This is a genomic window from Serratia marcescens, assembly GCF_006715005.1.
Taxonomy (GTDB): domain Bacteria; phylum Pseudomonadota; class Gammaproteobacteria; order Enterobacterales; family Enterobacteriaceae; genus Serratia; species Serratia montpellierensis.
The window spans coordinates 1538805-1563677 of sequence record NZ_VFMJ01000001.1; the positions used below are offsets into that span (position 1 = coordinate 1538805).

General features: G+C 57.7%; 25 protein-coding genes. 15 read left to right on the top strand and 10 right to left on the bottom strand.

Annotation, left to right across the window (positions count from 1 at the left end):
• Positions 1-494 precede the first annotated feature (494 nt).
• Together mdtJ and mdtI are read left to right on the top strand one after the other, a co-directional pair.
• Positions 495-863, top strand: a complete 369-nt coding sequence (gene mdtJ / locus FHU12_RS07330; protein ID WP_004932327.1) for a multidrug/spermidine efflux SMR transporter subunit MdtJ — start codon at positions 495-497, stop codon at positions 861-863.
• Positions 850-1179, top strand: coding sequence for a multidrug/spermidine efflux SMR transporter subunit MdtI (mdtI, locus tag FHU12_RS07335; RefSeq protein ID WP_016927446.1), 330 nt, complete (start codon positions 850-852; stop codon positions 1177-1179). Before mdtJ ends, mdtI begins: the two co-directional genes overlap by 14 nt.
• 62 nt (positions 1180-1241) lie before the next feature.
• Here the strand turns inward: mdtI and FHU12_RS07340 are convergent, their stop codons facing one another.
• Positions 1242-1586 carry a RidA family protein gene (locus tag FHU12_RS07340; RefSeq protein ID WP_015378124.1) on the bottom strand — a complete coding sequence of 115 codons (345 nt, stop codon included), beginning with the start codon at positions 1584-1586 and terminating at the stop codon, positions 1242-1244.
• 133 nt (positions 1587-1719) lie between these two features.
• Here FHU12_RS07340 and yoaA point away from each other — a divergent pair, with 133 nt between their 5' ends.
• The 5 genes from yoaA to rnd all read left to right on the top strand — a co-directional run bounded on the left by yoaA (position 1720) and on the right by rnd (position 8211).
• The gene (gene yoaA, locus FHU12_RS07345; RefSeq protein WP_141968374.1) at positions 1720-3636 is read left to right on the top strand and encodes a DNA repair helicase YoaA; all 1917 of its coding nucleotides are present in this window, start codon (positions 1720-1722) and stop codon (positions 3634-3636) included.
• A gap of 79 nt (positions 3637-3715) precedes the next feature.
• Positions 3716-4417, top strand: coding sequence for a tRNA (adenosine(37)-N6)-threonylcarbamoyltransferase complex dimerization subunit type 1 TsaB (gene tsaB / locus FHU12_RS07350; RefSeq protein WP_141968376.1), 702 nt, complete (start codon positions 3716-3718; stop codon positions 4415-4417).
• Between the two features lie 100 nt (positions 4418-4517).
• Positions 4518-5108: a Slp family lipoprotein gene (locus FHU12_RS07355; RefSeq protein WP_141968378.1), complete on the top strand. Its 591-nt coding sequence runs from the start codon at positions 4518-4520 to the stop codon at positions 5106-5108.
• Positions 5109-5319: 211 nt separating this feature from the next.
• Positions 5320-7008 carry a long-chain-fatty-acid--CoA ligase FadD gene (fadD, locus tag FHU12_RS07360; RefSeq protein ID WP_141968380.1) on the top strand — a complete coding sequence of 563 codons (1689 nt, stop codon included), beginning with the start codon at positions 5320-5322 and terminating at the stop codon, positions 7006-7008.
• An 81-nt stretch (positions 7009-7089) separates the two neighbouring features.
• Positions 7090-8211 carry a ribonuclease D gene (gene rnd, locus FHU12_RS07365; protein WP_141968382.1) on the top strand — a complete coding sequence of 374 codons (1122 nt, stop codon included), beginning with the start codon at positions 7090-7092 and terminating at the stop codon, positions 8209-8211.
• 237 nt (positions 8212-8448) lie between these two features.
• On the opposite strand, the gene minE is transcribed toward rnd, so the two are convergent.
• The 3 genes from minE to minC are packed head-to-tail and all read right to left on the bottom strand — an operon-like array spanning position 8449 to position 10255.
• Entirely contained in the window at positions 8449-8718 is a 270-nt protein-coding gene (gene minE, locus FHU12_RS07370) for a cell division topological specificity factor MinE (protein WP_004932303.1), read from the bottom strand.
• A 3-nt stretch (positions 8719-8721) separates the two neighbouring features.
• Complete coding sequence (minD, locus tag FHU12_RS07375; protein ID WP_016927452.1) at positions 8722-9534, bottom strand: septum site-determining protein MinD; 813 nt, start codon at positions 9532-9534, stop codon at positions 8722-8724.
• Between the two features lie 25 nt (positions 9535-9559).
• Complete coding sequence (gene minC, locus FHU12_RS07380) at positions 9560-10255, bottom strand: septum site-determining protein MinC (protein WP_025303113.1); 696 nt, start codon at positions 10253-10255, stop codon at positions 9560-9562.
• Between the two features lie 136 nt (positions 10256-10391).
• Here minC and FHU12_RS07385 point away from each other — a divergent pair, with 136 nt between their 5' ends.
• From FHU12_RS07385 to ycgN, 4 genes are all read left to right on the top strand, one after another.
• On the top strand, positions 10392-10664 hold the full coding sequence (locus FHU12_RS07385) for a YcgL domain-containing protein (protein ID WP_141968384.1): 273 nt from the start codon (positions 10392-10394) through the stop codon (positions 10662-10664).
• A gap of 28 nt (positions 10665-10692) precedes the next feature.
• Positions 10693-11715, top strand: a complete 1023-nt coding sequence (locus FHU12_RS07390; protein ID WP_141968386.1) for a lytic murein transglycosylase — start codon at positions 10693-10695, stop codon at positions 11713-11715.
• Between the two features lie 58 nt (positions 11716-11773).
• Complete coding sequence (locus tag FHU12_RS07395) at positions 11774-12430, top strand: fumarylacetoacetate hydrolase family protein (RefSeq protein WP_141968388.1); 657 nt, start codon at positions 11774-11776, stop codon at positions 12428-12430.
• A gap of 122 nt (positions 12431-12552) precedes the next feature.
• Positions 12553-12999: a cysteine cluster protein YcgN gene (gene ycgN / locus FHU12_RS07400; protein ID WP_025303110.1), complete on the top strand. Its 447-nt coding sequence runs from the start codon at positions 12553-12555 to the stop codon at positions 12997-12999.
• 122 nt (positions 13000-13121) lie between these two features.
• On the opposite strand, the gene FHU12_RS07405 is transcribed toward ycgN, so the two are convergent.
• From FHU12_RS07405 to nhaB, 3 genes are all read right to left on the bottom strand, one after another.
• Entirely contained in the window at positions 13122-13883 is a 762-nt protein-coding gene (locus FHU12_RS07405) for an aspartyl/asparaginyl beta-hydroxylase domain-containing protein (protein WP_141968390.1), read from the bottom strand.
• A 676-nt stretch (positions 13884-14559) separates the two neighbouring features.
• On the bottom strand, positions 14560-15090 hold the full coding sequence (gene dsbB / locus FHU12_RS07410; protein WP_141968392.1) for a disulfide bond formation protein DsbB: 531 nt from the start codon (positions 15088-15090) through the stop codon (positions 14560-14562).
• Positions 15091-15210: 120 nt separating this feature from the next.
• Positions 15211-16776, bottom strand: coding sequence for a sodium/proton antiporter NhaB (nhaB, locus tag FHU12_RS07415; RefSeq protein ID WP_141968394.1), 1566 nt, complete (start codon positions 16774-16776; stop codon positions 15211-15213).
• A gap of 243 nt (positions 16777-17019) precedes the next feature.
• Between nhaB and fadR the strand changes: the two genes are divergently transcribed.
• Positions 17020-17739, top strand: coding sequence for a fatty acid metabolism transcriptional regulator FadR (gene fadR, locus FHU12_RS07420; RefSeq protein ID WP_141968396.1), 720 nt, complete (start codon positions 17020-17022; stop codon positions 17737-17739).
• Positions 17740-17796: 57 nt separating this feature from the next.
• Here fadR and FHU12_RS07425 read toward each other — a convergent pair whose 3' ends face one another.
• A complete protein-coding gene (locus tag FHU12_RS07425) occupies positions 17797-19332 on the bottom strand; it encodes a SpoVR family protein (protein ID WP_141968398.1) in 1536 nt (511 codons plus the stop codon).
• Positions 19333-19644: 312 nt separating this feature from the next.
• Here FHU12_RS07425 and zinT point away from each other — a divergent pair, with 312 nt between their 5' ends.
• Positions 19645-20295, top strand: a complete 651-nt coding sequence (gene zinT / locus FHU12_RS07430; RefSeq protein ID WP_141968400.1) for a metal-binding protein ZinT — start codon at positions 19645-19647, stop codon at positions 20293-20295.
• A gap of 45 nt (positions 20296-20340) precedes the next feature.
• On the opposite strand, the gene FHU12_RS07435 is transcribed toward zinT, so the two are convergent.
• Entirely contained in the window at positions 20341-20658 is a 318-nt protein-coding gene (locus FHU12_RS07435; protein ID WP_141968402.1) for an antibiotic biosynthesis monooxygenase family protein, read from the bottom strand.
• Positions 20659-21200: 542 nt separating this feature from the next.
• Between FHU12_RS07435 and FHU12_RS07440 the strand changes: the two genes are divergently transcribed.
• Together FHU12_RS07440 and dadX are read left to right on the top strand one after the other, a co-directional pair.
• On the top strand, positions 21201-22505 hold the full coding sequence (locus FHU12_RS07440; RefSeq protein WP_141968404.1) for a D-amino acid dehydrogenase: 1305 nt from the start codon (positions 21201-21203) through the stop codon (positions 22503-22505).
• Between the two features lie 76 nt (positions 22506-22581).
• Positions 22582-23655, top strand: coding sequence for a catabolic alanine racemase DadX (gene dadX / locus FHU12_RS07445; protein WP_141968406.1), 1074 nt, complete (start codon positions 22582-22584; stop codon positions 23653-23655).
• Positions 23656-23663: 8 nt separating this feature from the next.
• Here dadX and FHU12_RS07450 read toward each other — a convergent pair whose 3' ends face one another.
• The gene (locus FHU12_RS07450) at positions 23664-24857 is read right to left on the bottom strand and encodes a multidrug effflux MFS transporter (RefSeq protein ID WP_141968408.1); all 1194 of its coding nucleotides are present in this window, start codon (positions 24855-24857) and stop codon (positions 23664-23666) included.
• Positions 24858-24873 lie beyond the last annotated feature (16 nt).

Below are 24873 nucleotides of genomic sequence, written 5' to 3' on the forward strand. Positions count from 1 at the left end.
AACGTTCCGTTGGGCCTTTTTTAATTTTTATCGTGATTAACTTTCTTATTTTTAACCCGTTTTTTTCCGCTTTTTATGAAAACGGCAGTTTGCTTTCTTATTTTGGCTGTGGTAAAAATATCTCAGTTGAAAATTTTACTTTTATGAGGATATTGGGCAAATCGCACGGTGTGCGGCTGATAATAGAGAACTATTATGATGACTATTAACGGAACTACCCTCAGAACCTCTACTTGCCAACTCTTCCTGTCTGCGATCCTTGCCAGTGAGCATCACTGGTGCAGCGAGCTATAGCGTCTTTCTCCCTTAACCGGCGCGGGTGGCGGGCTTAGGCCTTCACGCTACCGTTCAGCCGGGCAAACATTCTTTTTGCGTTTGGGTCAGTTTATCCCCAGGGATCTCTGCGTCTTGCGCGCCGCAATACGGCCGTTCGACGAGATAAATCGGGATAAATATGCCTTGGCGCGCGTTATTCGCCGTTTGGGAGAAAAATTATGATTTATTGGATCTTTTTAGGTTTGGCCATCATGACCGAAATCATCGGCACTTTGTCGATGAAATACGCCAGCGTCAATGGCGGTATGATCGGGCACATCGTGATGTACGTGATGATCACCGCGTCTTATGTGTTGCTGTCGGTGGCGGTAAAACGCGTGGCGCTGGGCGTGGCCTATGCGCTGTGGGAAGGCATCGGCATTCTGTTCATTACCCTGTTCAGCGTGCTGTGGTTCGACGAGCCGATCTCGGCGCTGAAGGTGCTGGGCCTGGCTACGCTGATCGCCGGCATCATGCTGGTGAAATCCGGCACCCGCAAAGAGCGAAAACAGGTCAGCCCGCGAGGTGACAACCATGCAACAGTTTGAGTTGTACCACATTGGGTTCCTGGGGCTGGCGATCGTGCTGGAAATCATCGCCAACATCTTCCTGAAGATGTCGGACGGCTTCCGTAAAATTTGGCTGGGGCTGTTGTCGCTGCTGTCGGTACTCGGCGCGTTCAGCGCCCTGGCGCAGGCGGTGAAGGGCATCGATCTGTCGATCGCTTATGCGCTGTGGGGCGGTTTCGGTATCGCCGCCACCATCGCCGCAGGCTGGATCATGTTCGGCCAGCGGTTGAACGCCAAAGGCTGGATTGGCCTGGCGCTGCTGCTGACGGGGATGGTGATCCTCAAACTGTCCTGATAGCGGGCAATAAAAAACCGCAGGCGTCGCCGTCTGCGGTTTTTTTTCGCCTGCGCTCAGGCTTACAGCGCGGCGATGATTTTGATTTCCACCTTGTACTTCGGATTCATCAGCTGCGCCTGCACGGTGCAGCGCACCGGCGCGCTGCCGGCGACCACCCAGGCGTCCCAGGCGGCGTTCATCGCGGCGAAGTCGGCGGTGTTGGCCAGGAAGATGGTGGCATCCAGAATGCGGCTTTTGTCCGAACCGACGCGCGCCAGCAGCACGTCGATGGCGGCGAGGGCGTTGGCGGTCTGCGCGGTCGCGTCGTCATCCAGGTTTTCCGGCACGCTGGTGTAGTAAACGGTCTCGTTGTGCACTACGGCTTCGGACCAGCGCTGATCGGGATCAATTCTTTCGATATTCATTTGCTTATCTCCATATCATAGTCCCGCTAAGGGTAGCACAGCCGGTCATGAAAATGCGCGGCGATAAAGTGGGTGGTAGCCGGGCGGCAGGCTTGGCATAATCACCGCTGAATGACACCGGCAGAGAGACAGCGTGACAGACGATTTTGCAACAGACGGCGCATTGGCGCAGGCTATCAAGGGATTCAAACCGCGTGAACCGCAGCGGCAGATGGCGCAAGCCGTTACCGAGGCGATCAATTTCAAGCAGGAGCTGGTGGTGGAAGCCGGCACCGGCACTGGCAAGACCTTCGCTTATTTGGCGCCGGCACTGCGCGCCGACCGCAAAGTGATCATCTCGACCGGTTCGAAAGCGTTGCAGGATCAGCTGTATGCGCGCGATCTGCCTACCGTCGCCAAGGCGTTGAAGTACAAAGGCAAGCTGGCGCTGCTCAAGGGGCGCTCCAATTACCTGTGTCTGGAACGGCTGGAACAGCAGTCGATGGTCGGCGGCGAACTGGCGGGGCAGACGCTGATCGATCTGGTGCAGCTGCGCAAGTGGTCGTCACAGACCAAAGAGGGCGACATCAGCACCTGCAGCGAAGTGGCGGAAGACAGTTTCGTCTGGCCATTGGTGACCAGCACCAATGACAACTGTTTGGGCAGCGACTGCCCGCTGTATCAGGATTGCTTCGTGGTCAAGGCGCGCCGCCGCGCGATGGATGCGGATGTGGTAGTGGTGAACCATCACCTGTTCCTGGCAGATATGGTGGTGAAAGAGGGCGGTTTCGCCGAGCTGATCCCAGAAGCCGAGGTGATGATTTTCGACGAGGCGCACCAAATCCCCGACATCGCCAGCCAGTATTTCGGCCAGCAGCTCACCAGCCGTCAGCTGTTGGATCTGGCGAAGGACATCACCATCGCCTACCGCACCGAAGTGCGCGACGCCGCTCAACTGCAAAAAAGCGCCGACCGTCTCAGCCTGAGCACGCAAGATTTTCGCCTGAACCTGGGCGAGCCGGGGTTCCGCGGCAATCTGCGTGACGTGCTCGGCGAACCCAACGTGCAGCGCGCTCTGTTGCTGCTCGATGATGCGCTGGAGCTGTGTTATGACGTGATGAAGCTGTCGCTGGGGCGTTCGGCGCTGCTGGATGCCGCCTTTGAACGCGCCACGCTGTACCGCGCGCGGCTCAAGCGGCTGAAGGCGGTGACGGAGCCGGGCTACAGCTATTGGTATGAGTGCAACTCGCGCCACTTCGTGCTGGCGCTGACGCCGCTGACGGTGGCCGATCGGTTCCGCGAAATGCTGGACGACAAGCCGGGTAGCTGGATCTTTACCTCGGCCACGCTGTCGGTCAATGACCAGTTGGGGCATTTCACCGAACGGCTGGGGCTGACCAAGGCCAAAACGCTGCTGTTGCCGAGCCCGTTCGACTATGCCAAACAGGCGTTGCTGTGCGTGCCGCGCTTTTTGCCTTCGCCGAACCAGCGCGGCGGGGCGCGCCAGCTGGCGCGTATGCTGCGGCCACTCATCGAAGCCAACAACGGCCGCTGCTTCTTTTTATGCACCTCACACCAGATGATGCGCGAGTTGGCGGAAGAGTTCCGCGCCACGATGACGCTGCCGGTGCTGTTGCAAGGGGAAACCAGTAAAGGGCAACTGCTGGCGCAGTTCGTCGCCGCCGGTAACGCGCTGCTGGTGGCGACCAGCAGCTTCTGGGAAGGGGTGGACGTGCGCGGCGACGCGCTGTCCTGCGTCATCATCGATAAGCTGCCGTTCACTTCACCGGACGATCCGCTGCTGAAGGCGCGCATTGAAGATTGTCGCCTGCGCGGCGGTGACCCGTTCAATGACGTGCAGTTGCCGGACGCGGTCATCACCCTGAAACAGGGCGTCGGCCGCTTGATCCGCGATACCGACGACCGCGGCGTGCTGGTGATTTGCGATAACCGTCTGGTGATGCGGCCTTATGGTGAGGTGTTCCTCAATAGCCTGCCGCCCACGCCGCGTACCCGCGATCTGAAACAGGCCATCGCCTTCCTGCAGGCCGCTGATACGTCGGCCACGTGAAAGATGAAGGGCTTACGGGGCTGTGCTACAATGCGCGCCCTGTATGAAAAAACCAGTTTTATTCCCGCCAGAGGTTGGCATGTCCACGCGAATTTTAGCGATCGATACCGCGACGGAAGCCTGTTCCGTCGCGGTCTGGAATCAAGGCGAAATCCACGCCCTGTTTGAGCTGTGCCCACGCGAGCATACGCAACGAATTTTACCTATGGTGCAGCAGGTGCTGGCGGAGTCCGGCCTGGCGCTCAACCAGCTCGATGCGCTGGCCTTCGGTCGCGGCCCCGGCAGTTTTACCGGGGTGCGCATCGGCATCGGCATCGCTCAGGGCCTGGCGCTGGGCGCCGATCTGCCGATGATTGGCGTTTCCACGTTGCAAACCATGGCGCAGGGCGCCTGGCGCGTCAGCGGCGCGGAGCGCGTGCTGGCGGCGATCGATGCGCGCATGGGTGAAGTCTACTGGGGGCAGTTCGAACGTCAGGCTGACGGCAGCTGGTTGGAAAGCGAAGGCGAGGCCGTGCTGTCGCCGGCGCAGGCGCTCGAGCGTGCACAGCGCCTGCAGGGCGAATGGGCCCACGTCGGCACCGGCTGGCAAACCTATCCCGACCTGGTCAACGGTTCAACCCTGAGCGTGCGCGATGGCCAGATGCTGTTGCCGCAGGCGCAAGACATGCTGCCGCTGGCGCTGCACGCCTGGCAACAGGGGTTGGCGGTGGCGGTGGAAAACGCCGAGCCGACCTATCTGCGCAATGAAGTCACCTGGAAAAAACTGCCGGGTCGCGAGTAATCGCGGCGTATTGTGCTGTTGTTGATGCCGGGCGATGAAGGCCTGCAACTTGAACGACGAAACGCGGTCAAAGTTACAGGCATTTCAGGAGATTGCGACTATGTTAATCCGCACTGCAAGTAAAAAGCTGTCGCTGCTGGCCATTGCCTGCGGCGCGCTGGCGCTGACCGGGTGCGTCACCGTACCGGATGCGATCAAAGGCTCCAGCCCCTCACCGGTGACTCAGCTTTCCTCGGTACAAAATGCACCGAACCTGTTTACCGGCGCGGAAGCCCGCTTCGGCGGCACCGTGGTGAACGTCGCCAACGAACAAGGGCGTACGGTGCTGGAGATTGCGGCGGTGCCGCTCGACAGCGGTGCACGGCCTATTCTGGGTGAGCCGTCGCGCGGCCGCTTGCTGGCCACGGTGAATGGCTTCCTCGAACCGGTTGATTTCAAAGGCCAACTGGTGACCGTCGTCGGTCCCATTACCGGCCTGAAAGAAGGGCGGATTGGCATGACGCCCTATCGCTTCGTGACGATGAACGTGACCGGCTTCAAACGCTGGCATCTGGTGCAACAGGTGGTGATGCCGCCGGCGCCGATGGGCCCCTGGGGCTGGCGCGGTGGCCCGTGGGGGCCAGGTTGGGGCGCAGGCTATGGTTGGTACAACCCCGGCCCGGCCCAGGTGCAAACCATCGTAACCGAGTAGCATACGCTTGATGTGAACAAATTTGACAGGGCGGCTCAGGCCGCCCTTTTGCTTTTTTGGGATAAGGAATATCCGACAAGTTAGTGACGTACATCGCAACCTGAATAATGTTTAAAACCCAAACTGGTCTGCTGAGTTAAAATATTGTTATGGTTGGGCTGCGAGTTTGAGGGCTGCGATGATAATTAGTAATGATTTCAGGAGTAATACCTTGGATAAGGTCTGGTTAAAACGGTATCCGGCAGATGTGCCCGCAGAGATTGATGCCGATCGCTATTCGTCGTTGATCGAAATGTTTGAGCATGCCGTGCAGCGCTATGCCGATCAGCCCGCCTTTATCAACATGGGCGAGGTGATGACCTTCCGCAAGCTGGAAGAACGCAGCCGGGCTTTCGCGGCTTATCTGCAAAATGAACTGGGCCTGAAGAAGGGTGACCGCGTCGCGCTGATGATGCCTAACCTGTTGCAATACCCCATCGCTCTGTTCGGCATTCTGCGCGCCGGTATGGTGGTGGTCAACGTCAACCCGTTGTATACCCCGCGCGAACTGGAGCACCAGTTGAACGACAGCGGGGCCAGTGCCATTGTCATCGTTTCCAACTTTGCCCACACGCTGGAAAAAGTGGTGTTCAACACTCAGGTCAAACACGTGATCCTGACGCGCATGGGCGATCAGCTTTCGGCCGCCAAAGGTACGCTGGTCAACTTCGTGGTTAAATACGTCAAGCGCCTGGTGCCGAAATATAACCTGCCGGATGCCATATCATTCCGCAGCGCGCTGCAGCGCGGCCGCCGCCTGCAGTATGTAAAACCGGACATCATTAATGCCGATTTGGCCTTCCTGCAGTATACCGGCGGCACCACCGGGGTGGCGAAGGGCGCAATGCTGACGCACCGCAACATGCAGGCCAACCTCGAGCAGGCCAAAGCCGCCTATTCGCCGCTGTTCCGCGAAGGGCAGGAGCTGGTAGTGACGGCATTGCCGCTGTATCACATTTTCGCGCTGACGGTGAACTGCCTGCTGTTTATCGATCTGGGCGGGCGCAATTTGCTGATCACCAACCCGCGCGATATTCCGGGGCTGGTGAAAGAGCTGGGCAAATATCCTTTCACCGCCATGAGCGGCGTCAATACCTTGTTCAATGCGTTGCTGAACAACGAAGAGTTCCACAAGCTCGATTTCTCTACGCTGCGTTTCTCGGTCGGCGGCGGTATGTCGGTGCAAAAAGCGGTGGCCGAGAAATGGGAAAAAACCACCGGTAAGCACCTGCTGGAAGGCTATGGTCTGACCGAGTGCGCGCCGCTGGTGGCCGGTAACCCTTACGATCTGAAACACTACAGCGGCAGCATTGGCCTGCCGGTGCCGTCGACGGACATTCGTCTGGTGGATGACAACGGCCACGATGTGCCGCCGGGCGAACCGGGCGAACTGTGGGTCAAAGGGCCGCAAGTTATGTTAGGCTATTGGCAGCGCCCGGAAGCCACCGACGAAGTGCTTAAAGATGGCTGGCTGGCGACCGGTGACGTGGTGACCGTCGACGAGCTGGGGTTTGTGCGCATCGTCGACCGTAAGAAAGACATGATCCTGGTCTCCGGTTTCAACGTTTACCCGAACGAGATCGAGGACGTGGTCAGCCAGCATCCGAAAGTGCTGGAATGTGCAGCGATCGGCGTGCCCAGCGAGGCCTCCGGCGAAACGGTGAAGATCTGCGTGGTGAAGAAAGACGCCTCGCTGACCAAGGAAGAGCTGTTGACCCATTGCCGCCGCCACCTGACCGGGTATAAAGTGCCTAAAATTGTTGAGTTCCGCGATGAACTGCCGAAGTCGAACGTCGGCAAGATTTTGCGGCGAGAACTGCGCGATGAGCTAAAAACGCCGAAGCCGGCCGATGCCGCCTAGGTGTCGCTTTCGCGTCTGACTATCAACAACGCCGGTGAATGCCGGCGTTGTTGTGTTTGAATCCTACAAGAGAATGATGTTTTGAATTATCAGTTGATCACTACCGATGCCGGATTGCAGCAGGTCTGCGAGCAGGCGAGAAAGCATGCCCAGATTGCGCTGGACACCGAGTTTGTCAGAACGCGCACCTACTATCCTCAGCTGGGCCTGATCCAGCTCTACGACGGTGAACAACTCTCCCTCATCGATCCTCTGCCGATCAAGCAATGGCAGCCGTTTGTCGACCTGCTGGCCGACACCGCCGTGGTGAAGTTCCTGCATGCCGGCAGTGAAGATCTCGAAGTGTTTCTCAACGCCTTTAAAACGCTGCCGACGCCAATGGTCGATACTCAGATCCTGGCGGCCTTTACCGGCCGGCCGCTCTCCTGTGGCTTCGCGACGCTGGTGGCGGAGTATATGAAGGTTGAGCTGGACAAGAGCGAGTCGCGCACCGACTGGCTGGCGCGTCCGCTGACCGAAAGGCAGTGCGTGTACGCGGCCGCCGACGTGTTCTATTTGCTGCCGATGGCCAAACAGCTGGTGCAGGAGACCGAAGAGGCCGGTTGGACTGCGGCGGCCCATAACGAGTGCCTGCTGCTGTGCCAACGTCGTAGCGAGGCGCTGGCGCCGGAATTGGCCTACCGCGAAATCAGCAACGCCTGGCAGCTGCGCCCTCGTCAGCTCGGTTGTCTGCAGAAGTTGGCGGAATGGCGGCTGCGCCAGGCACGCGAGCGCGATCTGGCGGTGAACTTCGTGGTACGTGAGGAAAACCTGTGGCAGGTGGCGCGTTATATGCCGTCTTCGCTGGGAGAACTGGATTCGCTGGGTCTGAGCGGGCCGGAGATCCGTTATCACGGCAAAACGCTGTTGGCGCTGGTGGCGGAGGCCGAAGCGCTGGAAGAGTCCGCGTTGCCGGCGCCGTTGGCCAACCTTATCGATCAGCCGGGCTACAAGAAGGTGTTCAAAGACATCAAGGCGGCGATCGCTACCGTCAGCGAGCAAAGCGGGTTGAGCAGCGAGCTGTTGGCATCCCGTCGCCAAATTAACCAATTGCTGAACTGGCATTGGAAACTGAAGGATGGCGAAAGTCGCCCTGAATTAATCAGCGGCTGGCGCGGCGATCTATTAATGGCACCGTTGCAGGACATCCTGAAAGATTATTAATCGCTGATTATCACCAGGGCAGGGTAGGGAAACTCTGCTCGGGTGAATATAGGCAGGAAATAATGCGTTGAAGGTAAATCTGGCCAGAATTTACTTTAAACGAGGCGGCGGCAAAGTTAATTGGGAATAGTCCCAAAGGAAAGCATCGCTTTTTTGCTGCCGATAAAGCTTAATAACTGGATGCGCATACAGTTACCCCCTGCATAAAATATACAGGGGGTAATTAATGCGTCGCAATCATTTAGCTGCTTCTTCCGATTCCGGTAATGTCACGTTAAGTTCAAGTACCGAAATGTCGTCCCCTTTCTGCTCGAACTGCACGTGCAGCATTTCAGGATCGATCTGAATGTATTTGCAAATAACCGCCAGAATATCGCGTTTCAGATCAGGCAGATACGGGGGCTCACTGTCCCCGCGACGACGCTCTGCGACGATAATCTGCAGCCGTTCCTTGGCTATATTGGCTGTCTGTTTTTTGCGGGACAGAAAGAAGTCTAATAAGGCCATGGTTTATCCCCCAAAAAGGCGTTTCAGGAAACCCTTCTTCTCTTCTTCAATGAAGCGGAATGGGCGTTCTTCCCCCAACAAGCGGCAAACGGTATCGTCGTACGCCTTACCGGCGTCTGACTCGGCATCCAGAATGACAGGCTCACCCTGGTTGGAAGCGCGCAGCACGGACTGGTCTTCCGGAATCACACCCACCAGCGGAATGCGCAGGATTTCCAGCACGTCTTCCATGCTCAGCATGTCGCCACGGCTGACGCGGCCCGGGTTGTAACGGGTCAGCAGCAGGTGTTCCTTGATTGGCGATTCGCCTTTCTCGGCGCGGCGTGACTTGGAAGAGAGGATACCCAGGATACGGTCAGAGTCGCGTACCGAAGATACTTCCGGGTTGGTGGTGATGATAGCTTCGTCGGCGAAATACAGCGCCATCAGCGCACCGGTTTCGATACCGGCCGGTGAATCGCACACCACGAAGTCAAAATCCATCTCGCCGAGATCGTTGAGAATTTTTTCAACGCCTTCGCGGGTCAATGCGTCTTTGTCGCGCGTCTGCGAAGCCGGCAGGATATAGAGGTTTTCAGTGCGTTTGTCTTTGATCAACGCCTGATTCAGCGTGGCATCGCCCTGAATCACGTTCACGAAATCATACACTACCCGACGTTCGCAGCCCATAATCAGGTCAAGATTACGCAGACCGATATCGAAATCGATCACGACGGTTTTCTTGCCTTTCTGGGCCAGGCCGGTAGCGATGGCCGCGCTCGAAGTGGTCTTGCCAACGCCCCCTTTACCCGATGTAACAACAATAATGCGTGCCATGAAATGGATTCCTTGTCAAAAGGGCTTAGTTTAAAGGTTGTATGGTTAAAGCGTTATCCAACAGGCTGAGTCGTACGGCCTGCCCGACGTAATCGGACGGGATTTGGTCGCTCAACCAGTACTGCCCTGCGATAGAGACTAGCTCAGCCGCCAGGTGGGTGCAAAAAATCTGACATTGCGTGTCGCCTGACGCGCCTGCCAGTGCGCGACCGCGCATCATGCCGTAGACATGAATGTTGCCGTCGGCAATCAATTCGGCGCCGGCGCTGACGCTGCTGGTCACGATAAGATCGCAGTTGCGGGCGTAAATCTGTTGGCCGGAACGGACAGGCGTGCTGATGATGCGTGTTTTGGCGGGGGCGTTATCCGCCACCACGGGCGCAGGTGCAGGCTCCGGCGCTGCCATCTTCTGGCCTTTGCCTTCGCTCAGCAGCGGCAGCCCAGCGCGGGCTATCGCGCGCTTTTGACGCTCATCTCTGCAACCGCTGATACCCACAACGCGCAGACCTGCTGCCGCGACAGCCTGTTGAAGTTCTTTCCAGTTCGCATCGCCTTCCAGCGTTGCGACGTTGATAACAACAGGGGCGTTTTTCAGAAAAGCGGGCGCTTGCTCAACTTTTTCCTGTAACGCCTGACGTATTACCTCGGGCTGCGAATTATGCAAATGAACAACCGATAGGGTAAAACTGCTGCCTTTTAGCTCAATTGGCGATTGTGACATCTATCCTGACTCAGTCTCAGCAACTTTAAATCCCCGGAATACCACTCGGGGTGCGATATTCCGATGTACTATAAGCATGTTATAGTCAGAGTTATATCCAGGCAAGACGCTCCCTCAATTAAATAGAGTTAAAAAAATGCTTTGTGTGATCTATAGAAGCCCGAAACGCGATCAAACTTATCTTTATGTCGAAAAAAAAGACGATTTCTCTCGTGTGCCGGAAGAGCTGATGAAAAGTTTCGGCGTGCCGCAATTCGCCATGATGCTTTCGCTCGATGAGCGCAAGAAATTGGCCTCGGCGGATATCGACAAGGTGAAGCAGGCGTTGAAAGACGAAGGCTATTACCTGCAGTTCCCGCCGCCGGTAGAAAACCTGCTTAACCAGCATCTGGCGGGCGACAAGGCCTGAGACATCGGCCACGGCCAGGGGAGGCGCGATGACACGTTCGGCAAGAAGAACCGTATTGGCCGCCTGGCTGACGTTGGGCGGGGTGCTAATGCCGGGCGCAGCGCAGGCGGCGCAGGAGACGACGCTGGCGACGAGCGGCCGCGATCCGGCGCAGTTCCCGGCGTATGTCGAGCAACTCAAGCGCCGGGCGCGGGAACAGGGCATCAGTCAGACCACCCTCGACCGCGCCTTTGCGCAAATTCATTTCGTCGATCGGGTGATCAAGGCCGATCGCAATCAGCCTGAGCAGAAGGTAACCCTGGACGACTATCTGCGGCGGGTGATGACGCCCGCCAAGGTGCGCCAGGGGCGCGAACTGTACCGGCAGCGCCAGGCGCAATGGACGCGCGCCAGCGATCGCTACCGGGTACCGGGGCGCTATATCATCGCGCTGTGGGGCATGGAGAGCGCCTACGGCAAGATTCAGGGACGGGAAGACGTGGTGTCTGCGCTGGCGACGCTGGCGTTTGAAGGGCGCCGCGAAGCCTTTTTCAGCCAGGAACTGATGGCAGCGTTGCAGATAGTCGAGCAGGGGCACGTCGGCGATGCGCCGCTGAAAGGGTCCTGGGCCGGCGCGATGGGGCAATGCCAGTTTATGCCGAGCTCCTTCTTGCGCTATGCGGCGGACGGCGACGGTGACGGGCGCATCGATATCTGGAACAACATTGATGATGTCTTCGCGTCTACGGCCAGTTATTTGTCCAAAGAGGGCTGGCAGCCCGGCATCGGCTGGGGGCGCGAGGTCAAATTGCCCGCCGGTTTCAATCGGGCCGAGCTGGGGCTGAAAGACGCGCAGGCGCGCAGCGTCAACGCCTGGCAACAACGCGGGGTGCGTCGTGCGGATGGCAGCGCGTTGCCGCAGGCCGTTCAGCGCGGTTGGATCATCGCGCCGGATGATCTGCAGGGGCGGACGTTCCTGGTCTATGATAATTTTCGCACCCTCATGCACTGGAATCGCTCTTACTATTTCGCCCTCACCGTGGGTATGATGGCGGACGCGATCGGGCATTGATCCGGCACACCAATAATCGGCTTGGCGCGCCAAGCCTCTACAGTTTGGGAGAAGCGGTATGTATCAACATAGAGACTGGCAGGGTTCGCTGCTCGATTTCCCGGTGAACAAGGTGGTTTGCGTCGGCAGCAACTACGCCGATCACATCAAGGAAATGGGCAGCGCGGTTTCCGTCGAGCCGGTGGTGTTCATCAAACCGGAAACGGCGCTGTGCGATATCCGCCAGCCGGTGGCCATCCCTAAAGAATTCGGTTCAGTACACCATGAGGTAGAGCTGGCGGTGCTGATCGGTACGCCGTTGAAACAGGCCAACGAAGACCGCGTTGCGCGGGCTATCGCCGGCTACGGTGTGGCGCTCGATCTGACGCTGCGCGATCTGCAGGCGGGCTTTAAAAAAGCCGGTCAGCCGTGGGAAAAGGCCAAGGCCTTCGACGGTTCCTGCCCGATGTCGGGGTTTATCCCGGTGGCGGAATTCGGCGATCCGCAAAATGCCGAGCTGTCGTTGACCGTCAACGAACAACTGCGCCAGCAGGGCAATACGCGTGACATGATCACGCCGATCCTGCCGCTTATCAGCTACATGAGCCGTTTCTTCACGCTGCGCGCTGGCGATATCATCCTGACCGGCACGCCGCAGGGCGTGGGCCCGATGGCCTCCGGCGACATGCTGAAAATCAGCCTGAACGGCAAAATGCTCAGCACCCGCGTGATCTGATTTCTCCTTGCCGCCGGCGCCGTCGGCGGCAAAGCTTGCATCTTGTGGCTAAAATGTCTATATAGTCCCCCCTCGAACCTGTGCGCAGGTGACTTATCCATTTACCGAAACCGGACGCTAACATGTCACAACTCGCTTTTTGGCAACAGAAAACGCTGGCGGAAATGTCAGAACAAGAGTGGGAATCGCTGTGCGACGGGTGCGGGCAATGCTGTTTGAATAAGCTGATCGACGAAGATACCGACGAGATTTATTTTACCAACGTAGCCTGCAACCAGCTCAACATCAAATCCTGCCAATGCCGTAACTATGAGCGGCGCTTTGAGCTGGAAGAAGACTGCATCAAACTGACGCGCGAGAACCTCACTACCTTTGAGTGGTTGCCACCGACCTGCGCCTATCGCCTGATCGGTGAAGGCAAGCCGCTGTTCCCCTGGCACCCGCTGCTGAGCGGCTCCAAGGCGGCGATGCACGGCGAGCGCATCACGGTGCGGCACATTGCGGTGCGCGAGAGTGAGGTGGTGGACTGGCAGGACCATATCCTCAACAAGCCGGACTGGGCCAGATAAAGGCAGGCGCTTGCAGGGTAAGACGGGCTTCATGCAAGAGGGCTGCGTGTTCAGACACGCCGCCCTCTGTGCTATCCAGAGCGTTACCCACGGGCGCTGGTTTTATGGCATAAGCCGGCACTTCACGCTTTTTTATCGCGGCGATGCCAGTTAGCCAGGTTTTTCAGCGGCTGCTTCACATACGGGCTGGCTTTGATCAGGCTGAACAGCAGTTTATTCACCGCCGTACCCACCTTGTCCATCGGCCGGTCGATATCGAGAAACAACACCGCACGCAGCTCGTCGGTGTCGTTGCGGACCTCGTGCTCGTAAGAGTCATCAAATAGAATCACCTTGCCTTCATCCCAGTGGAGGATCTGATCGTCCACGCGGATCCAAAGCTTTTCTCGATCTTTTGGCACGATCAATCCCAGGTGCGCACGCACCACGGCACGGGTCGGGCCCTTGTGGGGCACGATGTGATAGTGCGGTTTAAGGATTGAAAACATGGCGGTGCGCATGCCGGGGATCTCGCTGACCGCTTGTGCGGTGCGCGGGCAAATGGCGCAGTTTTCATCAACCCGCTGCCCGTAGACAAACAGCCCGAAGGTTTTCCAGTTATCCCCTTTAGAGATGCGTTTCTGATCCGGAGATATTTGGTGGAAAGCGGGGATATCTTCCGGATGCTCCAGCAGCCGATCCAATTCCTCTCGAATTGTCGGCCAATGGGCTTCCAGCGTCGCCACCCAGTTAAATTCATGATTACCGATCTGCGGCGTAGTCGAGATTAGCGAATGGCGGGTCTGAAACTCACCGTTCCAGCGCAGGAATCTTTTCCCGGCTTTAAGCAGCAGGCGGCGCAGAAAGGGGGGCTGAGATGCAGGGGGCAAGATGGTATCCGGCATAGAATCGTGTCCTTGATAGCATTGACGTGCTGTAGTCAGCCAGAGACAGGGCCTGACTCACTGAAAGAAAGGGTGAAAATCACAACGTCATTTAGCATAAGGAAAGCATCGCGAATGATTTTAATCATTAGTGCGCGAACGGTGAGTGGAGGCTTGGGCTAAAGGGAATATGCGCAAATCAGATGGGGGGAGGAAAAAAGCCCCTGCAAAGATGAGGGGCAAGACACACAACAACACCAGGGAAATCGGTAATACTCACTTTGCCGATACTATAAGGATTTTATGGGTAAACTTCACCAAAATATTGTGCTCTGAATGTGACAAAAACGCAGTCGTTCATAAGTAACGGTAATTTATTGCTGCCCGAAGGCCGAACACCAAGCGTTGGCATAGCCCGTTTTTGCCTGCCGTCATCGCAGAAGTTTAATGTTATGTAAATTACGCGCTTGACCGAGCCGGAATGCTTCTTTTTAAACGATAAGTTGGGTAATTTGGCCGCTCTCCCGCATGTTCGAGAGTATAACAATGAAAATGATCCGTCTGTTTGCCGTGGCTGGAGTGCTGATTGTGCTCGTTTATTACCTTACACATACCTGAAATGGGGTTATCTCTGAATTTGACCGCAATCCCCTAAAAAAATGGCGCCTTTCGGCGCCATTTTTTGTTTGTCTGCCGATTAGCGGCCGAACAGATCGCGCCGACGTGGGCGAACAAACTGTGCGAGCAGCACAATCAGCGCCACCAGCAGATAGGCACCGAAGATGCCGACCAGCCACTGTGGCATTTCCAGCGTCAGGAACTGCCATTGGCGCACGGAGCAGTCGCCGGAAGCGTGGAACACCGCCGGTAGCCATTTGTCCAGCGGCAGCCACGAAGGGAAGCTCACGAAGAAATCGCAGGTATTGAACGGCGAAGGGTGCAACTGGATCATGGTGTGCTTCCACGCCAGCTGTAGGCCTTCCCAGGCGCTGTAGATCCACAGCAAGATCGCCACATAGCGCAGCGGGGTTTTCGGCGCGATGGCCCCCACCAGCGAAGCGCCGAGGATGCCGAACAGCGCACAACGCTCGTAAATGCACATGACGCACGGCTGCAGCAGCATAACGTGCTGGAAATAGAGTGCGACCAGTTCCAACACCAACGCTGTCAGGGCCATCAGCAGCCAGGCGCCGCGTCCTTGTGAACAGCGGTTAAAGAATTGCAACATATCTAGATTCTTCCATGCAGTAAGCAATTGAACCGGCAGTGTAAACCAATTCCTCCTCGCTGCCAGCCACCTGGGCCGGATTCAGCGTAAAAATAGTCGGTTCACCCTGCCGGCGCCGCCTTAGTGGCCGACGGCGTCAATGGGCGGCAGCGCCAGCCAATGCCACTGTGTCAACAGCTCGGTCGCCGGCTCCAGCGTGAACTGGACGCACAGCAGACCGACCACCGTCAGTACTACCGTATAAGGCAGGGCCATCCAGACCATGCGGCCATACGACAGACGCACCAACGGCGCCAATGCCGACGTCAACAGGAACAGGAACGCGGCCTGGCCGTTAGGGGTGGCGACCGAAGGCAGGTTGGTGCCGGTATTGATGGCGACCGCCAGCAGCTCAAACTGCTTCAGCGCGATGGTGCCGTTCTCCAGCGCGGTGCGGGCCTCGTTGATGTATACCGTGCCGACGAACACGTTGTCGGAAACCGAAGACAGCAGGCCGTTGAACAGGTAGAACAGCGAAAGCTGAGAGGCGGGATCGGCGCGCAGCACAAACTGGATCACCGGGCTGAACAGGTGCTGCTCGATGATCACCGCGACCACGGTGAAAAACACCGTCAGCAGGGCGGTGAACGGCAGCGCTTCCTGGAACGCTTTGCCGATGGCGTGTTCGTCGTTCACGCCGCACAGGGAAGTGGCGAGGATGATCACCGACAGGCCGATCAACCCCACTTCCGCCAGATGAAAGGCCAGCGCCAGCACCAGCCAAACGCCGATCAGCGCCTGCGTCACCAGCTTGAGGCGTTCTTGCTTGCTGCGGCCGGCGGTGGCCTTGCGATCATATTCTTTCAGCACGTCACGCACGGCCTCCGGCAACTGCGCGCCGTAGCCAAACAGGCGAAAACGCTCTACCAGCCAACAAACCAGCAGGCCGCACACCAACACCGGCAGCGTGACCGGCGCCATACGCAGGAAAAAATCGATAAAGCCCCAGCCCGCGCTTTTGGCGATGATCAGGTTCTGCGGCTCGCCCACCATGGTCATGACCCCGCCGAGCGCGGTGCCGACGCCGGCGTGCATCAGCAGGCTGCGCAGAAAGGCGCGGAATTGCTCCAGCGTCTGCTTGCGCTCTTCACCGGTGAAATCGCTGTCATCGCCGATGTCGCCATCGGGGCGATTCGACGTCACGTTGTGATAGATGGAATAAAAACCGGTGGCCACGCTAATCACTACCGCCACGACCGTCAGCGCGTCGAGGAAGGCGGAAAGGAAAGCGGCGGCCAGGCAGAACGCCAGTGACAGCAGCGTTTTCGAACGGATGTTGAGCAACAGCTTGGTGAATACGAACAGCAGCAGCTGCTTCATAAAGTAGATGCCGGCCACCATAAAGACCAGCAGCAACAAGACTTCCAGGTTATGTTCGATTTCCTGCGAGACCTGCGCCGGGCTGGTCATGCCGATGGCCACCGCCTCCAGCGCCAGCAGGCCACCCGGCAGCAGCGGGTAGCATTTCAACGCCATTGCCAGGGTAAAGATGAACTCGACCACCAGCAGCCAACCCGCGATAAACGGGCTGGCGAAAAAGAACACCAAAGGGTTGATCGCCAGGAAAATGAGAATAGTCAGTTTGTACCAGTCGGGAGATTGCCCCAGAAAATTTTTGAGCAGGGCGCTGCGCAGGGTTGTTTCCATTGTCCTTTATGCATCCTTAAATCAGTCGTAGCACGTACCCTAACAATGCGGCAGGGGCGGGCGCAACCGGAGCTTGTTTTACGGCGGCAAATTTCTTCCGACCGGTGTTTTTGCGCGTTTTTTGCCACTTTATGCACACTTTCGTTTATTGTTTTTCGCTCACGCTATGTCATGTCTATGTGATCTGGTATGATGAGCTGATTACTTTTACTGATTTTATCGTCGCAACGGAACGTCAAACACATGGTCATAAAGGCGCAGAGTCCTGCCGGTTTCGCGGAAGAGTACATTATTGAGAGTATTTGGAATAATCGCTTCCCCCCTGGCTCTATTTTGCCCGCGGAGCGTGAGCTTTCGGAGTTGATTGGCGTCACGCGCACCACGTTACGTGAAGTGTTGCAACGTCTTGCCCGCGATGGCTGGTTGACCATTCAGCATGGCAAACCGACCAAAGTGAACAATTTCTGGGAAACGTCCGGCCTCAATATTCTTGAGACCTTGGCTCGTCTCGATCACAAAAGCGTCCCGCAACTGATCGATAACCTGCTGTCTGTGCGTACCAATATCGCGTCGATCTTTATTCGCGCTGCGGTGCGCAATCATCCTGAGCAGGCGCAGGAAGTGCTGGCGAAAGCCGCCGAGGTGGAAGATCAGGCGGATGCCTTCAATGTCCTGGACTATGAGATCTTCCGTGGTCTGGCGTTCGCTTCCGGCAATCCGATCTATGGCCTGATTTTCAACGGCCTGAAAGGGCTGTATACCCGCGTGGGCCGTTACTACTTCTCCAACCCGGAAGCGCGCAAGCTGGCGCTGACCTTCTACAGCAAGCTGTCCACGCTGTGCCATGAGAAGCTGTACGACCAGGTGATGGACACCGTGCGCAACTACGGTAAAGACAGCGGGGCGATTTGGCAGAGCATGCAGGGCACCATGCCGAGCGATCTGACTGAAGCGCGTCGCTAATCGCGTATTCATGAAATAAGAAAGGGCGCCCTGCGGCGCCCTTTGTCGTTGTGGCGGTTACAGCGGCGTCGGCCGCGGCGGGCAACGGTCGAGCAACTCTACGCTGCCATCTTCGTTTTGCTGCTCGAGAATCACGTCGAAGCCCCACAGGCGATGCAGGTGCTTCAACACGTCGCGGCGGCTCTTATCCAGCGGCGCGCGCTCCTGCGGGATATAGCGCAACGTCAGCGAGCGGTCGCCGCGCAGGTCCACGTTCCAGATCTGAATGTTCGGCTCATGGTTGCTCAGGTTGTATTGCGCCGACAGCTCCTGGCGGATCGCCCGGTAACCGGCTTCGTTATGGATCGCGGCAATCTCCAGGTAGTTGTTGCGATCGTCGTCCAGCACGGTGAACAACCGGAAATCGCGCATCACTTTGGGCGACAGGAACTGGCTGATAAAGCTTTCGTCCTTGAAGTCGCGCATGGCGAAGTGCAATGTGTCCAGCCAGTCTTTGCCGGCGATGTCCGGGAACCAGTAGCGATCTTCTTCGGTCGGCGATTGGCAGATGCGCTTGATGTCCTGGAACATGGCGAAGCCCAGCGCATAAGGGTTGATGCCGTTATAGTACGGGCTGTTATACGGCGGCTGATAGACCACATTCGTGTGGCTGTGCAAAAACTCCAGCATAAACCGCTCGGTCACCCGACCCTCGTCGTACAGATGGTTGAGGATGGTGTAGTGCCAGAAAGTGGCCCAGCCTTCGTTCATCACCTGAGTCTGCTTTTGCGGGTAAAAATACTGGCTGACTTTGCGCACGATGCGCAGCACCTCACGCTGCCAGGGTTCCAGCAATGGCGCATTCTTCTCGATGAAATAGAGGATATTTTCCTGCGGCTCGCTCGGATAGCGGCGCGCCTGCTCCGGAGACTCTTCGCGCTCGACGCGCGGCAGGGTTTTCCATAGCGTATTCACCTGGCTTTGCAGATACTCTTCGCGGCTTTTCTGACGCGCCTTCTCTTCGACCAACGAGATTTTCTGCGGACGTTTGTACCTGTCGACGCCGTAGTTCATCAGCGCGTGGCAGGAATCCAGCAGCCGCTCCACTTCTTCGACGCCGTAGCGTTCTTCACACTGGCTGATGTAGTGGCGAGCAAACAGCAGATAATCGACGATGGAGCTGGCGTCGGTCCAGCTGCGGAACAGATAGTTATTCTTGAAGAACGAGTTGTGGCCATAACAAGCGTGCGCCATCACCAGCGCCTGCATGGTGATGGTGTTCTCCTCCATCAGGTAGGCGATGCAGGGATTGGAGTTGATGACGATTTCATACGCCAGCCCTTGCTGGCCTTGTTTGTAGCGCTGCTCGGTTTCGATGAATTTCTTGCCGAAGGACCAATGGGTATAGTTGATCGGCATACCGACGCTCGAATAGGCGTCCATCATCTGTTCGGAGGTGATTACCTCGATCTGATGGGGGTAGGTGTCGAGCCGGTAATGTTTGGCGACGCGGTCGACCTGCTCCAAATACACCTGCAGCAGTTCGAACGTCCAGTCCGGTCCATCGCTCAGACGTTTATCATCCTTAACCTTTTCACGTGTTGAAGTAGTCATCAGCGCACCCTCATTATTCACGGGCCTCGCTCAAACGGCAGGCCCTGTAACAAGCATAGTTCAAGTCATAATTAACCGTTGCAAATCAGTGAAATAAAAATGTCGGTACGCAGGGGTGCGAACGGCAGTCAATCCAGCGCCCGCCGGTGCCGCGTCCGTCCCGGCAGAAGGCGGCACAGCACCATGCTTCCTTTTCGAGTATAACCCTGCGGCAGAGGGGCGCAATAGCAACTCTGCAGCGCGGCAGGGATTGAAATTTGTTATGTTATATTGTAACTTTTCATTTTCTCAATGATGGACAAGGAGCATCTTTTGGCGAGGCATTTTGGCAAACTGGCGGTGGCGCTGGCAGCGCTGTTTATCAGCGGGCAGGCGCTTGCCCACGGGCATCATTCACATGGCAAACCGCTGACGGAAGTGGAAAAAAAGGCGGAAGCGGGCGTGTTCGACGATAAAGACGTCAAAGATCGCGACCTGGCGGATTGGGAGGGCGTGTGGCAATCCGTGTATCCTTATCTGCTCAATGGGGATCTCGATCCGGTGTTCAAGAAGAAGGCGGCGCAGGATAAGAGCAAGACCTTCGCAGAAGTGAAGGCGTATTACCGCAAAGGGTATGCCACCGATGTGGATACTATCGGCATTGAGAACGGCGTCATGGAGTTTCATCGTGGCGACCAATCCAGCGCCTGTCAGTATAAGTACGCCGGGCATAAGATCCTGACGTATGTCTCCGGTAAAAAGGGCGTGCGTTATCTGTTCGAATGCCAGGATGCCGGCAGCCTGGCGCCGAAATTCGTGCAGTTCAGCGATCACATTATCGGTCCGCGCAAATCAGCGCATTTCCATATCTTTATGGGCAACACGTCGCAGGAGGCGTTGCTGAAAGAGATGGACAACTGGCCGACCTATTATCCCTTCCAGCTGCAGACCAAAGAAGTCGTGGACGAGATGCTGCATCATTGATGCCGCTTTCCCCGCAACCACAAGCCCGCTTGCGTGGGCTTGTGCTCAATCAAACGGTCTGATTTGCAGGTAATCGTCCGTCACTGCCATTTCAAATAACGTTTCATCCGCCAATAACGTCGCGCGCATTCGTTCCCGGGCTTGCCGATAGCGTTCATCCAGCTGAATATCACCGGCGCTTTCCCATGCGGCGCGGCTTGGCCACTGCGCATAGCCAATAAACTGCCCGCCTACATCACGATGCAGGCGGGAGCCGAGGCTGCCGCGTTGCAGATAGATGCCTTGGGTCAACTCAAGCCAAGCCTGGCGAAAGGCTTGTTCGTGTCCGGTTTTGACTGAGAACCGGTAGATGGCGATGAACATAAGGGATTCTCCGGAAGAGCGACAGTGTGAATTTTAGGGCTTGCTTCCGGCTTTAACGTTCATATCGTGCTGCAGTACTCAACACAAACGAGCGGGGCCAAGATAATCGGCCGTTTTATTCCATCATTAAAAGAAGGGTTAATGTTGCGCTGAAATTTTACGCGATTTTTCTGCTGTGGGGAGAGACACCTCGCTTTGTTTGTTATGTTGGTGTTTTTTATTTTATTGGTTTTTTATTCTGTTTATGTATTGGGTGATATTTTTATATTCTGTTAAATCATTGTTGCTTATCACGCCTTTTTTCCTTGCTATCATTGATAGCATTGATGTCGATTCAGCGGCGACACGACGCCATATTCCCCCATAAACCGCATCTTATCGCTATTTTCAGGTGGCTATTGCAAATGCTGAGCCCATCGACGATAAATTAATTGTGAATATTGTCACGTTTGATGACGAAGTTGTTGGACGGATTTTTTCACTGAGTTAATTTCCTGTGAGCAGAAGATTATGCTTTGTGAAGCCTTGGGCTGGAGTCAGCGATGCGAGTGGTAATTTTAGGTAGTGGAGTGGTGGGCGTAGCCAGTGCCTGGTATTTGGCGAAGGCGGGGCATGAGGTGACGGTGATCGATCGCCAGCCTGGCCCGGCATTGGAAACCAGCGCGGCGAACGCCGGACAGATTTCACCGGGCTATGCCGCTCCCTGGGCGGCGCCGGGCGTGCCGCTGAAGGCCATTAAGTGGATGTTCCAACGCCATACGCCGTTGGCGATCCGCCTCGACGGCAGCAGCTTCCAGCTCAACTGGATGTGGCAGATGCTGAAAAACTGCAACACCGAACACTACATGACTAACAAAGGCCGCATGGTGCGCCTGGCGGAATACAGCCGCGACTGCATCAAGGCGCTGCGGCAGGAAACCGGGATCCAATACGAAGGCCGCCAGGGCGGCACGCTGCAGCTGTTCCGCACCCAGCAACAGTTCGAAAACGCAGCGAAAGACATTGCGGTATTGGAAGATGCCGGGGTGCCTTACAAACTGCTGGAGGCCAGCCAGCTCGCCAGTGTTGAGCCGGCGCTGGCCCAGGTGGCGCACAAGCTGACCGGCGGCCTGCAGTTGCCGAACGACGAGACCGGCGATTGCCAGCTGTTTACGCAACAGCTGGCGAAGATGGCAGAGCAGGCGGGCGTGACTTTTCTGTTCAACCGCAGCGTCGATCGCCTGCTGGTGGAGGGCGACAAGATTGCCGGCGTGCAGTGTGGTGAGGAAGTGTTCAAGGCCGATAGCTACGTGGTGGCGTTCGGTTCGTACTCCACGGCGCTGTTGCGCGGCCTGGTGTCGATACCGGTTTACCCGCTGAAGGGCTATTCGTTGACCATTCCTATCACCGACGAAGCGGCGGCGCCGTTCTCTACGGTATTGGATGAGACGTATAAAATCGCCATCACGCGCTTCGACCAGCGTATTCGCGTTGGCGGCATGGCGGAGATCGTCGGTTTCAACACGCAGCTGGAGCAAAAACGGCGCGAAACGCTGGAGATGGTGGTACGCGATCTCTACCCCAACGGCGGCAGAGTGGAAGACGCGACGTTCTGGACCGGCCTGCGGCCGATGACGCCGGACGGCACGCCAATTGTCGGCCGCACTTCGCTGAAGAACCTGTATCTCAATACCGGGCATGGCACGTTGGGCTGGACGATGGCCTGCGGTTCCGGGCAGTTGTTGTCCGACCTGATGTCCGGCATTACGCCGGCGATCCCTTCCGACGATCTGGCGGTGGCGCGTTACAGCGCCGGGTTTCGCCAGCAACACGCGGTTCCGCTGAACGACGTGCATCCCGCACGTTAGTCGTCGACGCTGTCATAGACTTTCCCGGCCACGCGCAGGCGCGCGTGGCCGCTGTATGCTGCCCCAAGGAGAACTGATGCCCCGTCCCATAACCGCCACGATGCATCTCGGCGCGATTGAAAATAACCTGCAGGTGGTACGCCGTTTCGCCCCCGGCGCCAAAGTGTGGGCGGTGGTCAAAGCCAACGCCTATGGCCACGGCATCAAACACGTTTGGCGCAGCATGGCGCAAACCGACGGCTTCGCCATGCTGGATCTGGCCGAAGCGGTGCTGCTGCGCGAATCGGGTTGGCAAGGGCCTATCCTGCTGCTGGAAGGTTTCTTCCAGCAGCAGGATCTGGCGTTGCTCGATCGTTATCGTCTGACGACGGCGGTGCACAGTGACTGGCAGCTGGCGGCGATCGCCGACGCCACGCTGAGCGCGCCGCTCAATGTCTATCTGAAAGTGAACAGCGGCATGAATCGGTTGGGGTTCGCACCCGAGCGGCTGCGTGAGGTGTGGCAAAGGGCGCAGGCGGTTGCCAACATCGCCGAGCTGACGCTGATGAGCCATTTCGCTACCGCCGACGGCCCGGAAGGCGTAACCCAGCAGATGGCCACTATCGAGGCGGCGGCTACCGATATACCGCTGCCGCGCTGCCTCGCCAATTCGGCCGCCACGCTGTGGCATCCTTCGACCCATGGCAGCTGGATTCGCCCTGGGATCGTTCTGTATGGCGCTTCGCCGAGCGGTAGCTGGAATGATGTTGCGTCGACGGGACTGCAGCCGGCGATGACGCTGAGCAGCGAGATTATCGGCATTCAGCAGCTGAAGTCTGGCGATCGCGTGGGGTACGGCGGCCGTTATAGCGCCGCCGGCGCACAGCGTATCGGCGTGGTGGCCTGCGGCTATGCCGACGGCTATCCGCGCCATGCGCCGACCGGTACGCCGGTATGGGTTGATGGTGTGCTGACGCGCACACTGGGAACGGTATCGATGGACATGCTGGCGGTGGATCTGACGCCCTGTCCGCAAGTCGAACTGGGCGCCGAAGTGGAGCTGTGGGGGAAACGCCTGCCGGTGGACGAGGTGGCCACGGCGGCAGGGACGTTAGGCTATGAGCTGCTGTCGGCGTTAGCGGCGCGGGTGCCGGTCGTCACCGAAGCCTGAGCCGCGGCTCAGGCGACTTTTCTAATCTGCCCTTTAATCTGCTTGCTGAGCCGCCGTGCGTGCAGCGCCAGCAGGCAGCCCGCCAGCATGACCAACGCCAGCGAGAGCTTAGGTTGCAGCGGCAACGCCATCGCCACCAAACCCAGCGCGGCACCGCCCGCCATCTGCACGAAACCGACCAGCGCGGACGCGACGCCGGCCTCATTGGAATACGGCTCCAGCGCGTAGCTGGTGGCCGGACCCATCACGAACGCCAACCCGGCGCAGGCGCTGGCGACCGGCAGCATATACGCCAGCCAGTGTGCTTGCGCCATCGCAGGCAACAGCAGGACGCCCAGCAGCAGACCCAGACAGCCCAGCCCCATCAAAATGCCGCCGGTCGCCAGGCAAACCGGGCGGCCAACCTTGTGGATGATGCGGTTGGCGAAGAAGCTGACCAGCATGATCCAGAAACCGTTGGCGCCGAACACCAGCGAGAATTGCAGCGGGGTCAGGCCGGCGGTACCCATCAGCACGTTCGGTGCCAGGGAAACGTAAGTCAGCGCCATGCCCATCGCCCCGGAGTTCACCACCGCAAAGGCGAGGAAGCGGCGTTCGCTGAGGATGCGCGCATATTGGCGTACCGGCAGCCCTTTGACCGGCACGGTGTCGGCGGGGCGGGTTTCCGGCAGGCGCAGCGCGATGAGCACCAACACCAGCAGCGCATAGCCGACCAGGAACCAGAAAGGGGCACGCCAGCCGAAGGCTTCGGCGAGCAGGCCGCCGAGTAGCGGTGCCAGCGCCGGGATGATGTTCAGCGTGCCGTTGAGAAAGCCGAAAGCGCGGGCGGCATCGTCACCATTCAGGCGATCGCGCACGCCGCTGAAGGCGACGACGGCGGTGCAGCAAACTGCCACCCCTTGCAGCAGACGCGAAGCGATGAAAACCGTCGGGCTGGTGGCCAGCGCCGCCATCGCGGCGCCGATCATGTAGAGGATAATGCCGGCCAGCGCCACCGGCTTGCGTCCATAGTTATCGACCAGCGGGCCGGCGATGACCTGGCCGAGGCCGAGCACCAGTATAAACAGCGATATGGTGGATTGGATCAGCGCTTCACTGCTGCCCAGGCCGACAGCAATGGCGGGAATGGTTGGCAGGTAAAGATCGATGCCTAATGGGCCGAGCAGCACCAGGCTGAGAAGCATAAACAGAAACTTTTGCATAACAGGAAAGGCACGT

Coding starts and splice junctions, on each gene's coding strand:
- mdtJ (WP_004932327.1), top strand. CDS start 495: ATGATTTATTGGATCTTTTTAGGTTTGGCCATCATGACCGAAATCATC.
- mdtI (WP_016927446.1), top strand. CDS start 850: ATGCAACAGTTTGAGTTGTACCACATTGGGTTCCTGGGGCTGGCGATC.
- FHU12_RS07340 (WP_015378124.1), bottom strand. CDS start 1,586: ATGAATATCGAAAGAATTGATCCCGATCAGCGCTGGTCCGAAGCCGTA.
- tsaB (WP_141968376.1), top strand. CDS start 3,716: ATGTCCACGCGAATTTTAGCGATCGATACCGCGACGGAAGCCTGTTCC.
- FHU12_RS07355 (WP_141968378.1), top strand. CDS start 4,518: ATGTTAATCCGCACTGCAAGTAAAAAGCTGTCGCTGCTGGCCATTGCC.
- minE (WP_004932303.1), bottom strand. CDS start 8,718: ATGGCCTTATTAGACTTCTTTCTGTCCCGCAAAAAACAGACAGCCAAT.
- minD (WP_016927452.1), bottom strand. CDS start 9,534: ATGGCACGCATTATTGTTGTTACATCGGGTAAAGGGGGCGTTGGCAAG.
- minC (WP_025303113.1), bottom strand. CDS start 10,255: ATGTCACAATCGCCAATTGAGCTAAAAGGCAGCAGTTTTACCCTATCG.
- FHU12_RS07385 (WP_141968384.1), top strand. CDS start 10,392: ATGCTTTGTGTGATCTATAGAAGCCCGAAACGCGATCAAACTTATCTT.
- FHU12_RS07390 (WP_141968386.1), top strand. CDS start 10,693: ATGACACGTTCGGCAAGAAGAACCGTATTGGCCGCCTGGCTGACGTTG.
- FHU12_RS07395 (WP_141968388.1), top strand. CDS start 11,774: ATGTATCAACATAGAGACTGGCAGGGTTCGCTGCTCGATTTCCCGGTG.
- ycgN (WP_025303110.1), top strand. CDS start 12,553: ATGTCACAACTCGCTTTTTGGCAACAGAAAACGCTGGCGGAAATGTCA.
- FHU12_RS07405 (WP_141968390.1), bottom strand. CDS start 13,883: ATGCCGGATACCATCTTGCCCCCTGCATCTCAGCCCCCCTTTCTGCGC.
- dsbB (WP_141968392.1), bottom strand. CDS start 15,090: ATGTTGCAATTCTTTAACCGCTGTTCACAAGGACGCGGCGCCTGGCTG.
- nhaB (WP_141968394.1), bottom strand. CDS start 16,776: ATGGAAACAACCCTGCGCAGCGCCCTGCTCAAAAATTTTCTGGGGCAA.
- fadR (WP_141968396.1), top strand. CDS start 17,020: ATGGTCATAAAGGCGCAGAGTCCTGCCGGTTTCGCGGAAGAGTACATT.
- FHU12_RS07425 (WP_141968398.1), bottom strand. CDS start 19,332: ATGACTACTTCAACACGTGAAAAGGTTAAGGATGATAAACGTCTGAGC.
- FHU12_RS07435 (WP_141968402.1), bottom strand. CDS start 20,658: ATGTTCATCGCCATCTACCGGTTCTCAGTCAAAACCGGACACGAACAA.
- FHU12_RS07440 (WP_141968404.1), top strand. CDS start 21,201: ATGCGAGTGGTAATTTTAGGTAGTGGAGTGGTGGGCGTAGCCAGTGCC.
- dadX (WP_141968406.1), top strand. CDS start 22,582: ATGCCCCGTCCCATAACCGCCACGATGCATCTCGGCGCGATTGAAAAT.
- FHU12_RS07450 (WP_141968408.1), bottom strand. CDS start 24,857: ATGCAAAAGTTTCTGTTTATGCTTCTCAGCCTGGTGCTGCTCGGCCCA.